This is a genomic window from Terrabacter sp. 05T424, assembly GCF_056396225.1.
In genome coordinates this window covers 357,476-371,052 of record NZ_JBFTLB010000002.1, presented here as the reverse complement: position 1 = coordinate 371,052, position 13,577 = coordinate 357,476, and the positions used below count along the sequence as shown (strand labels likewise).

The window sequence follows — 13,577 nt, the reverse complement described above, 5'->3', positions numbered from 1 at the left end:
GGGGTCACTGGTGCCGCGCGGTTCTGCGTGAGGGCAGCGCCGCCGACACGGAGGCCGGGTGGTGGTGCCGAGCGGGGTTGGTCGGGACAGAATGGGGCCATGCGGGATCTTCGGTGGCGCGATGCGTGACCTGCGTGTCCTGACGCCCGATGTCGTCGGCGACCTGGTGGGCACCTGCGCGCCGTGCACCTTCTGGCAGACCGTTCCCCACAACGGTCACGGCGGCGTCTGCGCCCCGGAGGAGGTCCTCGGCGACTGGGTGGCAACGGTCACGAGCGAGTGGGGTCCTCCCGGGCGGGTGGCGTACGTCGACGGTGAGCCCGCGGGCTACGTGCTGCTCGCGCCGGCCCGCCACGTCCCGCGTCTCGCGGCCTTCCCGACGGCTCCCTCGGACCCGTCGACGCTCATGCTGCTCACGGCGGTGACCGCGCAGCCGTATGCCGGCAGCGGCCTTCGCAAGGTGCTCCTGCAGTCCGCCGCGAAGGACGCGCTGAAGCACCACGTGCGCTCCCTCGAGGTCGTCGCCGCACGCCCGCTCGCCGTCTCGAAGCATCCGTGCGTGCTGGAGGTCGACGTGCTCGAGAAGGCCGGCTACCGCGTCGAGCGCGACCACCCGACCTACCCACGGCTGCGGATGGACCTGCGACGGGTCGTCACGCTGCGCGACGAGGCGGTGGCCGCTGTGGGGCGGGCCTTGTCGAGGGTGCCCGGCCTGCGACCGGTGCCCGAGACGCACCCGAACGGCTCGAGCCACGCCCACGTCAGCGATCGCGCCTGACCTGCACGCGCCGGTGATGCGCCGCGAGCGTCAGCCGACGGTGCGGTCGCTCCCCACGCTGCCCACGCTGTCCACCCTGTCCACAGTGCTCGCCTGGGCGGCACGCATCGACTCGAGGTGGCGACGCAGGTCGTCCAGGCGCAGCACGCCCGTGCGGGCGGTGTCGGCCTCACCGAGGTAGACGCGCTGGAGCGCGACGACGACGGCCTCAGCCACGTGGTCGAGGGTGTGCCCCTGCGACAGGGCCCGGGCGTCTCCGTCGTGGCTGAGGTAGCCGAAGTCGAGACGCACGGCCGGCATCCGGGTGCGGCGCAGCAGGGGCCAGGTGCGGGCGTGGGACCGGCAGTCGGTGAGGCCGGTGCGGGCGACCACCTCGCGAAGCAGCAGGTCGGCGAAGCTCTCGCCGATGACGGACCAGTCGCTGTGCTTGACGTTGTCGGGGTGGCCGTAGAAGTAGGTCGCGGCCCCGTGCGCCGAGCCGGAGTCGGAGTGGTCGGTGTGCAGCGACAGCACGAGGTCGGCGTCGCACGAGTTGGCGAACGCGGCGCGGTCCTCGTCGTTGCCGCCGTCGGTGGTCTCGGTGCGGGTGAACACGACGCTGACACCGTGCGCCGACAGGCGCCCCTCGATGCGTCGGGCGAGGTCGAGGGCGAGACGTGCCTCGACCAGTCCGTTGCGGCCCTCGGCGCCGGCGTCGCCACCCCCGTGCCCGGCATCGAGCACGATCGTGCGACCGCTCAGGCTGAAGCCGCTGCGGCGCAGGTGCTCGCGCTCCCGCAGGGCGTTGGCGGAACCTCCGCTGACGGAGCGGCGCAGCCCGGCGAAGGCCCGCATCGTCTCGGGGCCGGCGGTGCCGTCGGGTGTGAGACCGACGGCGGCCTGGAACGCGCGCAGCGCCGCGTCGGTGGCGGGCCCGTGCAGGCCGTCGACCTTGCCGGGCGTGAAGCCGAGCTCGGCGAGACGCCCCTGGAGCGTCACGACGTCGTCACCCTCGACGAAGTGTCCGGGCACGTAGCGCAGCACTCGGTCACCGAGCGCCCAGCGGGCGCCGTCGAGCACGGCATACGTCGACTGCCCGACGACCCCGTCGACGATGAGGCCGCGACGCTGCTGGAACGACTTGACGGCGTGCTCGACCCGCTCGTCGAAGACGGGCTGGCCGTGCGCGTCGGTGGCGCCGTGCGCGCCCGGCAGGTCACCCGAGAGGACGAGCCGCTCGCAGACGGCCGCCACAGCGGGCCCGGCGTCTCCGCGCCGGAGCACGACGGTCGGTGGAGGGGTCATCTCGGCTCCTTCTGGGAGGTCTCCCGGTGGGGTGCGGATGGCTGTGCGAGGCTGCGCCACCACACGAGCGACGGGGCGCCGTCAGCAGCGTAGTACGCGAAAGGGGTGGCACCGTGTCGGTTGGCCACCCCTTCGTCGTCGCGGTCAGGCGATGAACTCCTCCAGCTCGCGCAGCAGCTTCGGCTTCGGGTGCGCGCCGACGATGGTCTTGACGACCTCGCCCTTGACGTAGACGTTGAGCGTCGGGATCGAGACGACTCCGTAGCGGGCGGCGGTGTCGACGTTGGCGTCGGTGTCGAGCTTGACGACCTCGATCTTGTCGCCGTACTGCTCGTTGATCTCCTCGAGGATCGGGGCGACCTTGCGGCACGGGCCGCACCACGTCGCCCAGAAGTCGACGAGCACGGGCTTCTCGCTCATGAGGACGTCGTCGGCGAAGGTGGCGTCGGTCGTGTTCTTCAGTGCCATGGAGGTTCCTTCTCTGGTTGGCGCTTGGGCGGGCGTTGCGGGCGGGCGATGCGGGTGGTTGCGCGGATCTGGCGGCTCGGGTCCGAGGCTAGGCGTCGGCGCCGACGGTGGCGCGTGCGTCGGGGATCGCGCCCGAGTCGGTGTCGTCGATGGCCGCGGCCTCGGCAGCAGCCTCGGCCGCTGAGGAGGTGTCCTCGAGCGCGGCGAGGTAGTGCTCTGCGTCGAGCGCGGCGGCGCAGCCGGAGCCGGCGGCCGTGATGGCCTGGCGGTAGGTGTGGTCGACGAGGTCGCCGGAGGCGAAGACACCGGGCAGGTTGGTGCGGGTGGAACGGCCCTGGACCAGCACGTAGCCGGCGTCATCCGTGTCGACCACACCGGTGATCAGCTCGTTGCGGGGGTCGTGGCCGATCGCGACGAACAGGCCCGTGATCGCGAGCTCACGGGTCTCACCCGTGTCGGTGTCGCGCAGCGTGACGCCCGAGAGCTTGCCCTCGCCGTGGATCTCGGCGACCTCGGAGTTCCAGGCGAAGCGGATCTTGTCGTTGGCGTGTGCGCGGTCGGCCATGATCTTGCTGGCGCGCAGCTCGTCACGCCGGTGGATGATCGTGACGGTGCGCGCGAACTTGGTGAGGAACGTCGCCTCCTCGATGGCGGAGTCGCCGCCACCGACGACCGCGATGTCCTGGTCGCGGAAGAAGAAGCCGTCGCACGTGGCACACCACGAGACGCCGTGACCCGACAGCTCCTTCTCGCGGGGCAGGCCGAGCTCGCGGTAGGCCGAGCCCATCGACAGGATGACGGCCTTGGCACGGTGCACGTTGCCCTCGCCGTCGGTGACCGTCTTGATCTCGCCCGTCAGGTCGACCGCAGTGACGTCGTCGGTGACGAGCTCGGCGCCGAAGCGCTCGGCCTGGGCGCGCATGTTGTCCATGAGGTCCGGCCCCATGATGCCGTCCTGGAAGCCCGGGAAGTTCTCGACATCGGTCGTGTTCATCAGCGCACCGCCGGCCGTGACGGCGCCCTCGAAGACGAGGGGCGCGAGGTTCGCGCGCGCGGCGTAGACCGCGGCGGTGTAGCCCGCCGGGCCGGAGCCGATGATGATGACGTTGCGGACGTCGGACATGTGGGCTGCTCCTCGTAAAGCTCTCGTGTCGTGCGGCTCTGGATCGCTCGAGCTGGTCGCACCCACTCGCGCGACCCATGCCCGGGAATACCGGCTGGCGCCGGCCCACTGGGGTCCCGGGCCGCATAGGCCTCAACCGATCCTAGGCGTTGGTTGTTCCCTCGCCCGTCGGCGCGCTGACCGGCGCCCCGCCGGCGCGGACGCACGTGGTGTGAGCCCCTTGGTGGGGCTCACGGGACGGGTGTGGCGTCCTTCAGGACTCCGGGGGTGCCGGTGCTGCAGCTGCGCTCGACGGCCCATGCGGTGCTGGCGCCGGCACGCGTGACGACGACGACCACGGCGGGTCGGCCGTCGAACGTGGCCAGGTCGGCCGACACGGCATCGGGGCTGGGCAATGTGGCGTCGAGTGCGCCGATGGCCTCGAGGCAGGCCTCGAGGCCGATCGGGGTGGCGATGGGGCCGATGCCGGGGGACTCGGCGGCGAGGTCGCGGATGGGTGGCCCCGGGCGGTCGAGCAGCGCCCGCGCCCTGGTGGCGAGGTTGCCGCCGTCGTATGCCGTCGTGCTGAGCTGGATGTGCAGCCCACCGCCGGCGGATCCGCCCGAGGTCGGTGTCTGGCCGCTCGAGCTGCGGGTGTCGCCGACGATGGCGGCTCCGTTGGGGCGCTTGGTCACGTGCAGGGCCGAGGCACCGACGGCGACGACCGCCGCGGCGGCAGCGACCGCGGCGACGAGGTAGATCGGCTTGGGCCGGTTGGCCCCGTCGGACCGTGTCGGCAGGGCGAGGACGTCGGCTCCGGTGTGGCCGCCTCCGGCACCGGCAGCTGTGTCGGCCCGGTCGTCACTGGCCATCGGCCCGGGGTCGACCCGCAGCCGTGCGGCATCGAGCAGGGCAGCGGAGATGCGCGCCTCGACGTGGTCGGGCATGGGTCCCGGGTCGGGTGTCGCCGCCAGCAGGGCGGTCACCTGGGCCTCGACATCGGGGTCGAGCCGAGGCTCTGGGATGTCGTCGATCTCGTGGTCGTGATCAGGGATGTGCGCGGACTCGTCCACGGAGGGTCCTTCGGGGCAGTGCGTGCGGGGGTCGTGCCGGCGCGCGCAGGTATGCCGCACGCCGAGGCTTCGACGGTCCCTGTACCCATCGAGGTTCCAGCGGATTCAACCACCTTCGGAGGTGTTCGTCGCTGACGTGCCCATCGGAAGGCGACGCAGCGTCGTCGGGGGCAGAGGTGCTGCCGCTCGCCCGCGACCGTGGGCGGGCGTCAGTCGTCGTCGACCGGGCGCCTGCCCGGAGTGAGTCCCAGGTGCTGCGCCAGCGCGGCCCGGCCTCGCGCGCAGCGCGACTTGATGGTGCCCTCGGCGACACCGAGGATGACGGCGGCCTCGGCGACGGGGACGGCGTGCATGTCGACGAGCACGAGGGCGGCCCGCTGCCCCTCGGGCAGCTTGGCCAGGGCCTCCTGGATGTCGAGGCGCACCTCGGTGGAGGCGTAGTGGTCGTGCCGGTCGGCGAGGTCGTACTCGGGCAGCTCGGTGGTCGGCTTGCGGCGGCGCAGCCGGTCGAGGCAGGCGTTGACGATGATGCGGTGCAGCCACGTGGTCACCGCGGCCTCACCGCGGAACGACTCGGCGCGACGGAAGGCGGCGATGAAGCCGTCCTGAACGCAGTCGGCGGCGAGCTCGGGGTCGCGCACCGTGCGCAGCGCGACCGCCCACATGCGGTCCTTGTGGCGCCGGAAGAGCTCGGCGAAAGCATGGTCGTCACCGGCGACGTGCAGCGTGAGCAGCTCCCGGTCGCTCAGCTCGCTAACGGGGCGGCAACCCCCGGGGTCACGGTCAGCGCACCGTCACTTCATTGATCTGCGCGCGGTAGCGGCGGTCTGACTCGGCAGGACCGGCCTTGGTGATGAAGACGATGATCTTGCTCGCGGGGCCGATCTGGCCGTTCGCCTTGATCGTCACCGTGCCGTTGGCGTCGGTGGCCGAGCCGATCTCCTGGGCGCCGTCGAGCGACTTCGTGGAGCCGGAGTCGGTGGCGTAGACCGTGACGTCCTGGGGGGCGGGCAGCACGAGCTCGACCTGCTTGACGACGGTGGGGGCGCTGAGGTCGAGCAGCACGCCGAGGCCCGTCTTGTCGCCGTTGTAGGTCGCCGAGCCGTACCAGCGGGAGCGCCAGCCGTCGCCGGGGTTGCCGTCGAAGACGCGCTTGACGTTCTGGTCGGCCTCGTTGCCGTCCTGGGGGTCGAAGCCGCGGCCGCCGACGATCGACACGGGACCCGCCGCGGGTGGTGCGGTGGTCGTGACGGCCGGGGGCTGGCTGGTGCTGGGCTTCGGCGCCTGGGTGGCGCTGGGCGGGCGTGTCTTCGTGACGGTGACGGCACTGACGGGCCCGTCGTGCTGTCCGATCTTTGCGACGTTCTGGATGCCGATGACGAGGGCGACGAGCACGAGCACGCCGACGATGGCCAGGGCGATGCGCGACTGGGCACCGCTGGGTGCCTCGGGCACGTCGTGGCCGAAGACCGGCAGCGGCGGCTCGAGACGGGTGCTGGGCGCCTCGTCGAGAGCGTCGTCGAGGGCGATCTCCTCGCCGTCGAAGTCGTCGTCGTGCGCCGAGCGGCGCTCGGCCGCACGTGCTGCAGCCTTGTCGGCGGCTGCCCGGGCGAACGAACCGACTCGGTCGCCGATCACGCTGGCGACGCCGGCTGCTGCCGCACCGGCAGCAGCAGCCCCGGCGGCGATGCCACTGGCGCCCCGCTCGGTCGCCGCGGCTGCAGGTCGCTCGGGGGCCTCGACCGAGCCGGCGTGGTGCTCGTCGGACAGGCTGTCGAAGAAGATCGTGTCGGTCTGGCCGGCATCGCCTGAGGGGGAGGCGCCCGCGACACCGGCGGCGGACGAGGCGCCGGCTCCGGCACCCACGGCCGCAGCACCTGCGCCGACGGCGGGCAGGACGCGGGTGGGCTCGAGCTCCTCACGGTTGCGCAGCCCGATGCCGGTCGCGCCGTCGGACGTCGCCTGCTCGCTGGCCCACGGGGCGATCTGGAGCGCGAGGTCGCCGGGAGACACGGGCCCGCGGCGTCCGCTCGCGAGCGTCATGCGGCAGATGAGGTCGAGGTCGTTCGGCACGCCGACGGCGATCTCGGACGGTGCGGCCACCCCGCCGACGATGGTCGGGGCCGGCTCCAGTCCGACCTGGCCGCCAGCGGGGATCAGCCCGTCGTCGACGGCCACCATGGGCCAGCGACCGGTCAGGCCGGCATACGCGATCTTGACGAGACCCACGGCGTCGGCCCGCGAGGCGCGCTCGTCGGACAGGCGGTCGGTGTCGGTGAGGGCGGCCTCGGTGGCGAGCCCACGCACCTTGACGGCGCCGTCGGGCATGCGCAGCAGCGAGCTCGGCGTCAGGGCCAGGTGGTGCAGCCCGCGGTGTCCGGCCTTCTCGAGTGCGGTCGCTGCCTCACCGGTGAGGCGCCGCACCTCGTCGGCCGACAGGCCACCGCCCTGCAGCAGGTGCGAGAGGGGCACGGCGCCCGTCAGGGGCTCCTCGACGATGAACCCGACGCCGCGGTCGGTGCCGACGTCGAGGACGCGCACGAGGCGAGGGTCCTCGATGCCGGCGGCCCGACGGGCAGCGTCAAGGGCGGGCGCTGCGACGGACGAGGCCGACGGGAAGCAGACGAGCACGACCTCGCGCTCGAGGGTGTGGTCGTTGGCGCGCCAGCGCTCGTGGTGCGTGCCCTCGGAGGTGCGAAGCGTCACCGCATAGCGGCCGCCGAGGACGGATCCAGGTCCGACTCCCTGCACGTGCGTCACCCTCCTCGTCCTGGTGTGCGTGGATGCGTGGCTCGGCACCCATCCTAGGCTGAGTCAGTGCCTATCCCTGTCGTCCGCATCGCCGAGCGTCTGGTGTGCCGCGGTGAGCGCCTCGATGTCGGCGATCTCGTCGACGCGTGAGGTGCCCTTGAACACGGCGCGCAGCACTCCGGCGAGCAGCACGAGCCCGGCCAGGACCCCACCGACCCAGTAGATGGCGGCGTCGAGCGGGTTGGCCGACACGGGGATCGTCGCGGGCGAGCCGATCACCGTGCCGTCGGCAGTGGTGAGGAAGGCCCGGATCTGGGCGCGGCCGGCCGCCACGGCGGCCACCTCGACGGGCACGTTGGTGCGTGACTCGGGCCCGATCGAGATCGGGTCGGGCTGGGCGACGACACGGATGCGGGGGTTGTCGGGAACCAGTCGCAGGCGGATGCCGTCGACGGTGTAGTCGAGGCCGTTCTCCACGGTGATGCGCAGGGTGCCGTTCTCGGCGAGCAGGTTGATGGTGCTCGTGCGCGGTACGACGCGGATGGCGCTCGTCGCGGCCTTGATGTCGGCGTCCACCGAGTTGGCCAGGGCGACCCACCCCGCCGGGTTCCATCGCCACCGACTGCTCGCCAGCGCGTCGAGCACCTCACGGTAGGTGCGCTCGAACTCCTCGCCGTCGCGTAGCACCGACGAGACGCTGAGCAGGGTGTCGCGCTGGGCGGCCATCCGCGCCAGGCGGCGCGCGTCGAGCCCGGGCTTCGGCGCCGCCGACGCGACCGGTGCCGTCGGCCTCGTCTGCGGCACGGCTTTGTCGGTGCCGCTGTCGGTGAGCAGCGACGCCGCGTCGACGGTCTCGAGCCACGGTGCGCTCGCTGTCGCGGAGAGGAAGCTGGCCAGGCCCGCGGCGTCGGGGTCGTAGGTGCGCGGTGCTGCGACGAGCACCGAGCGTGGCGTGCCGGCGCGCTCGCCGAGGAGCACGAGCGTCTCGGCGAGGTACCGCTGCACGGACAGGACGGGGCTGGGGTCGGTGCGCTTGGGCAGGAGGGCGGACAGGCGCGTGTCGTACGCGAGCAGCCGGGTCCCGCCGGCGGCGACCCGCCGCGCGGTCTGGGTGTACGCCGTCGGCCTGGTCACGGCGGGAGCGCTGACGACGATGCCGGCGGGGTTCTTGACCGTCGTGCCGGAGAGGAGCGTCTTGACACCCTGCTCGCGGCCGACGGGCAGGAGCCCGTCGACGGGCCAGACGATGTCAGCCCGCGCGGGCTGGTCGAGGCGGGTCGCGAGAGTGCTCGCCCGGCTCACGAGGTCACGCACGAGGGTGTTCCGGGGATCGATACCCACGGTGGCGGCGATGTCGGCGTCGGCGTAGGGGAGCGCCCAGACGCTGCGGCCTCTCAGTTGGGTGCCCAGCTCGTCGCCGAGGCGCGTGATGGTCTGGGTGGCCGGCGACTGCGTGGGCTGGTCGGTGGGGGTCGCCGTGGTGCCGGCGGGCGGCGGTGTGCCGGGAGTTCCACCGGGTGTCGTACCGGCCGTCGGGCTCGCGGGCGACGGCGTTCCGGTCGCACCCGCAGCCGTGCTGCCGGGCGTGGCGCCCGTCGAGCCCGGGGACCCCGGCGACGACGTGCCGGTCGCCGTGCCCGTCGGTGCGCCCGTCGGTGTTCCGGTGCCGCCCTGACTGCCTGCGGGGGCGGTGCCGAGCACCGCGGGGTCGACGGCCAGGGTGACCGGGGTGCCGCGCGTGCCGGTGAGGATCCGCTCCACCCGTGAGCCGCTGCCGATGGCGCGCTGCCACGCGTTCTCGCGCGCCTTGTCGTCCCGCGAGAAGAGGTTGACGTCGGGGTCGAGCGTCACGGGAACCACGGTGGCCACCTTGAGCGGGACGTACTCCTTGCGCGCGTTCCAGGCCACGAAGGTCCGCGTCGACCCGGTGGGCTGACTGGCGCCCTGCTGCACGACCTCGACCGAGATCGGAACGGCCGCGAACGCGTCGTCGGAGCGCAGCTGGCGCCAGGGGATGGTGGCGGTGAAGGTTCGGGTCTGGCCGGCCGCCACGTTGGGCAGGGTCGTGGTCTCGATGGTCGGGCCGGCCGCGGGGGTGCGGCCGGACGCCCAGTCGTCGAGCGCAGCGCGCTGGTTGACGACGACGTCGCCGCGCACGACCTGCATCTTCGGACCCGTGAGGGGGCCGGTGAGCGGTGCCGTGACCGAGCCCGTGATCGAGACGTCGGTGCCCGGGCCGACCACAGCGGGAGTCATCGAGTCGAGCACGACCACCGCGACGTCGCGTGCCGGCGTCACGGCGCGGGGGACCACGGTCGGGCGGCCCGTGGACGCGGCGTTTGCGCCGGCCGGCGAGGCCTCCCACGGACGGGAGGTCAGGGAGGCGCTCGCGAGCGTGCCGCCGGCAGTCATGGCGAGCGCTGTCAGCACGGTCGCCGTGCCAGCCAGCCGGCGAGCGAGGCGGGTCCTGCGACGCCCGCTCGTTCCCGGACGCCGCGACCCTCGGCGGGTCACGCCGTCCCCGCCAGCCGGTTCCACGCCGCCTGTGCGATGCGGCGCTCGTTGGGGAAGGTCAGCCTGCGGTGCACCTCGTCGAGCCGCATCCAGGCCACGTCGATGGCCTCGTGGTCGGGGTCGTTCTCGATGGAGAGCTCACCACCGGTCATCTCGAGCAGGTAGTGGTGCACGAACTTGTGGACCCGCTTGTTGGAGGTGGCGAACCAGTAGTCGATCGTGCCGAGCTCGATGAGCACCCGCCCCACGATCCCGGTCTCCTCGGCGACCTCGCGTGCGGCGGTCTCGACGAGGGTCTCGCCGGGCTCGACGTGGCCCTTGGGCAGGCACCACTCGATGCGGCCGGCCCGGTTGCGGCGCGCGATGATCGCGATGAGGGCGAGGCCCTCGCGCACGTCCACGACGATGCCTCCGGCAGACCGCTCCTCGACGGCGGGCAGACGCCTCCCCGGCACGGGGGTGGGGACGGGCTGCGCGCTCACATCGCCACCATAACGGGCCGAGGGCGAACCGCCCGGGTCGTCGCGAAGAGCCGGGCGCCAGCCGGGGGCGCGGCCGGGCCGTCGCGGCTCACTAGGCTGGGGCGCGTGCCAGAACGACCCGACACGACCGTCCCCGCGGCCGCGCAGCAGGCTGAGGCGGGCCTCCCGCTGCTGCGGGCGGCCGTCGCCCGCCTCGCCCCCGTGCTCCCGATGCTCAGCGAGCTGGGCGACCGGTTCAGGGAAGCCGGCCACGAGCTCGCGCTCGTCGGCGGTCCGGTCCGTGACGCGTTCCTCGGCCGGGTGTCGCCCGACCTTGACCTGACCACCGACGCGAAGCCCGACCAGATCCTCGCGGTCGTCATCGGCTGGGCCGACGCGCACTGGGACATCGGTCGCGAGTTCGGGACCATCGGCCTGCGCAAGGGCACCCACGTCATCGAGATCACGACCTACCGGGCCGACACCTACGACCGCACCTCTCGCAAGCCCGAGGTGATGTTCGGCGCCGACCTGGGCGGCGACCTCGTGCGCCGTGACTTCACGGTCAACGCGATGGCGATCCGGCTGCCGAGCCTCGAGTTCGTCGACGTGCACGGCGGCCTCTCAGACCTGGTGGCCCGCCGGCTGATGACCCCTGCCGCGCCGGAGGAGTCCTTCGCCGACGACCCGCTCCGCATGATGCGGGCGGCCCGCTTCGCCTCGCAGCTCGGCTTCGAGGTCGCGCCCGAGGTGCGTGCGGCCATGGTCGAGCGTGCGGGCACGCTGTCGATCATCTCGGCCGAACGCGTACGCGAGGAGTTCACCAAGCTCCTGCTCTCCCCGGCTCCCCGGCTGGGTCTCACGCTGCTCGTCGACACGGGCCTCGCCGAGGTGTTCCTGCCCGAGCTGCCCGCCCTGCGACTCGAGCTCGACGAGCACCACCGCCACAAGGACGTCTACGAGCACTCGCTCATCGTCCTCGAGCAGGCGATCGACCTCGAGGGTCCGGCCGACGGCCCGGCCGAGTCGGTGCCCGGCCCCGACCTCGTGCTGCGCCTGGCGGCGCTGCTCCACGACATCGGCAAGCCGGCGACCCGGAGGTTCGAGGACGGCGGCGGCGTCTCCTTCCACCACCACGAGCTCGTCGGCGCCAAGCTGGCCAGCAAGCGGATGAAGGCGATGCGCTTCGACAAGGACACGACCAAGCAGGTCGCGCGCCTCGTCGAGCTGCACCTGCGCTTCCACGGCTACGGCGAGGGGCAGTGGACCGACTCCGCGGTGCGGCGCTACGTCACCGACGCGGGCCCCCTGCTGACGCGCCTGCACCGGCTGACGCGTTCCGACTGCACCACCCGCAACGCCCGCAAGGCGCAGCGGCTCTCGCGCGCCTACGACGACCTCGAGGTGCGCATCGAGCGCCTGGCCGCCGAGGAGGAGCTCGCGAGCGTCCGCCCCGAGCTCAACGGCAACGAGATCGCCGAGGCCCTCGGCATCCGGCCGGGTCCGGTGCTGGGCGAGGCCTACGACTTCCTCCTCTCGGTCCGCCTCGACGACGGCCCGATCGGCAAGGACGCCGCCCGCGAGAAGCTGCTGGCGTGGTGGGCGGCTCGCGAGCCTTCCGCCTGAACGCGCACCGCACCCGTGACCGGGCACGACGGCATATGTCAGGGGAGTCCTCCCCATCGCGCCACCGACGACACGGCCGTACGCTCGGGCCCACCGTCGTTCCCGCCCCACCGGCCCGCGACGGCGCTCGGCCGACCTGACACCGCCCGAGGTGTTTGATTGACTGACCGCGCCGTCCCCGACCCCTGCGGGAACGACCGAAAGGATCGAGCCATGAGCACCCTCGCCTACCCGAGCGCCGACTTCCCGGGCCAGCCGTCGGTGGCCCTCGAGGTTCCCGAGGGGTGGGAGCCGGTGCACGCGCCCGGCACGACCATGGCCGCCCGGCTGCCCCGAGAGGGAGCCTTCGCCCCCAACGTCGTCGTCAACATCGAGCCCTGCGAGCCCGCCTTCCAGGTCGAGGACTCCCTCGACCAGCTCCGCGCCATGGCCACCTCGCGCGGCGGGGCCGTCTCCGAGCCGTATGCCGCCGAGCTCGGTGACGCCCAGTTCGTCGGGTGCGACGCCACCTGGCCCGACCCTGACGTCGAGACGGTGCTGCAGGCCAACCTCTTCCACGTGGCCGCCGCGACCTCTGGTTCGGCCGCCCACCTCGTCCAGCTGACCGGTGCGGTCGGGGGCGAGTCGGCCGAGGCCGACTACGAGCTGATCCGGCAGGTGCTGACCACGGTTCGCGTCACGGCCTGGGACGTCACGGGCGACCGCGCATGACCCCGACCCTGCCCGCCATCACCGTCGGCGTCGCCACCGATGTCGGACGCGTGCGGCGGCACAACGAGGACTCGGCACGCACCCGGGGCACCGTCTACGTCGTCGCCGACGGCATGGGTGGCCACGCCGCCGGCGAGGTGGCCAGCAACATCGCCGCGGAGTCGGTCGTCGAGCTCGCCGACCGCCCGGTGGTGCACGTGCGCGACATCGTGGAGCAGGTCGGCGAGGCCAACCGCCGCATCCTCGGGTCCGCCGCCCGCCACCCGGAGCAGACCGGCATGGGCACCACCGTCGCCGGCCTCGCCCTCGTCTCGGCCGGCGGGTCGCGCCACTGGGCCGTCTTCAACATCGGAGACTCCCGCGTCTACCGCTGCCTCGACGGCGAGCTGTCACAGGTCACCGTCGACCACTCCGAGGTGTGGGAGCTCGTCGAACGTGGCCTGATCACCCCCGAGCAGGCGCAGCGCCACCCCGGGCGCAACGTCGTCACGCGCTCGCTCGGCCGCGACCCGATGGGCGTCGTCGACACCTGGGTGTTCCCGCCGTATCCCGGCGAGGTCTTCGTGATCTGCTCCGACGGGCTGTCCAACGAGCTGACCCGCGAGCAGATGCAGGCCGTGCTGTCCGAGCACCACGATGCCGACGAGGCGGCCGCCGAGCTCGTGCGCCAGGCCGTCGAGGCCGGGGGTCACGACAACGTCACTGCTATCGTCGTCGCGGTGCAGGGGCAGGACGCCGACTCCGACGTCGACGAGGACACCACCCCGCGCGAGAACGTGAACGGCTCATCAGGGGAGAGCAGGTCGTAG

General features: G+C 72.9%; 12 protein-coding genes. 4 read left to right on the top strand and 8 right to left on the bottom strand.

Going from position 1 to position 13,577, the window contains the following annotated elements; all coding sequences use genetic code 11:
- Positions 1-121 precede the first annotated feature (121 nt).
- Positions 122-778 carry a GNAT family N-acetyltransferase gene (locus AC1DE0_RS06765; RefSeq protein WP_478098501.1) on the top strand — a complete coding sequence of 219 codons (657 nt, stop codon included), beginning with the start codon at positions 122-124 and terminating at the stop codon, positions 776-778.
- Positions 779-808: 30 nt separating this feature from the next.
- Here AC1DE0_RS06765 and AC1DE0_RS06760 read toward each other — a convergent pair whose 3' ends face one another.
- The 8 genes from AC1DE0_RS06760 to AC1DE0_RS06725 all read right to left on the bottom strand — a co-directional run bounded on the left by AC1DE0_RS06760 (position 809) and on the right by AC1DE0_RS06725 (position 10,452).
- Complete coding sequence (locus tag AC1DE0_RS06760; RefSeq protein WP_478098499.1) at positions 809-2,062, bottom strand: N-acetylmuramoyl-L-alanine amidase; 1,254 nt, start codon at positions 2,060-2,062, stop codon at positions 809-811.
- A gap of 144 nt (positions 2,063-2,206) precedes the next feature.
- Positions 2,207-2,530 (bottom strand): thioredoxin, encoded by a 324-nt coding sequence (gene trxA, locus AC1DE0_RS06755; protein ID WP_223128242.1) that lies wholly within the window; start codon positions 2,528-2,530, stop codon positions 2,207-2,209.
- Positions 2,531-2,618: 88 nt separating this feature from the next.
- Complete coding sequence (gene trxB, locus AC1DE0_RS06750; protein ID WP_478098496.1) at positions 2,619-3,653, bottom strand: thioredoxin-disulfide reductase; 1,035 nt, start codon at positions 3,651-3,653, stop codon at positions 2,619-2,621.
- A gap of 230 nt (positions 3,654-3,883) precedes the next feature.
- Positions 3,884-4,705 carry a hypothetical protein gene (locus AC1DE0_RS06745; RefSeq protein WP_478098494.1) on the bottom strand — a complete coding sequence of 274 codons (822 nt, stop codon included), beginning with the start codon at positions 4,703-4,705 and terminating at the stop codon, positions 3,884-3,886.
- A 209-nt stretch (positions 4,706-4,914) separates the two neighbouring features.
- Positions 4,915-5,454, bottom strand: a complete 540-nt coding sequence (gene sigM / locus AC1DE0_RS06740) for an RNA polymerase sigma factor SigM (protein WP_478099557.1) — start codon at positions 5,452-5,454, stop codon at positions 4,915-4,917.
- A gap of 34 nt (positions 5,455-5,488) precedes the next feature.
- On the bottom strand, positions 5,489-7,465 hold the full coding sequence (locus AC1DE0_RS06735; RefSeq protein ID WP_478098492.1) for a protein kinase family protein: 1,977 nt from the start codon (positions 7,463-7,465) through the stop codon (positions 5,489-5,491).
- Between the two features lie 54 nt (positions 7,466-7,519).
- Positions 7,520-9,886, bottom strand: a complete 2,367-nt coding sequence (locus AC1DE0_RS06730) for a DUF6049 family protein (protein WP_478098490.1) — start codon at positions 9,884-9,886, stop codon at positions 7,520-7,522.
- 80 nt (positions 9,887-9,966) lie between these two features.
- On the bottom strand, positions 9,967-10,452 hold the full coding sequence (locus AC1DE0_RS06725; protein ID WP_478098488.1) for an NUDIX hydrolase: 486 nt from the start codon (positions 10,450-10,452) through the stop codon (positions 9,967-9,969).
- 105 nt (positions 10,453-10,557) lie between these two features.
- On the opposite strand from AC1DE0_RS06725, the gene AC1DE0_RS06720 reads away from it, so the two are divergent.
- The 3 genes from AC1DE0_RS06720 (at position 10,558) to AC1DE0_RS06710 (ending at position 13,577) form a co-directional block, all read left to right on the top strand.
- Complete coding sequence (locus tag AC1DE0_RS06720; protein ID WP_478098486.1) at positions 10,558-12,057, top strand: CCA tRNA nucleotidyltransferase; 1,500 nt, start codon at positions 10,558-10,560, stop codon at positions 12,055-12,057.
- 213 nt (positions 12,058-12,270) lie between these two features.
- On the top strand, positions 12,271-12,768 hold the full coding sequence (locus tag AC1DE0_RS06715) for a hypothetical protein (protein WP_478098485.1): 498 nt from the start codon (positions 12,271-12,273) through the stop codon (positions 12,766-12,768).
- The gene (locus AC1DE0_RS06710; RefSeq protein ID WP_478098484.1) at positions 12,765-13,577 is read left to right on the top strand and encodes a PP2C family protein-serine/threonine phosphatase; all 813 of its coding nucleotides are present in this window, start codon (positions 12,765-12,767) and stop codon (positions 13,575-13,577) included. Before AC1DE0_RS06715 ends, AC1DE0_RS06710 begins: the two co-directional genes overlap by 4 nt.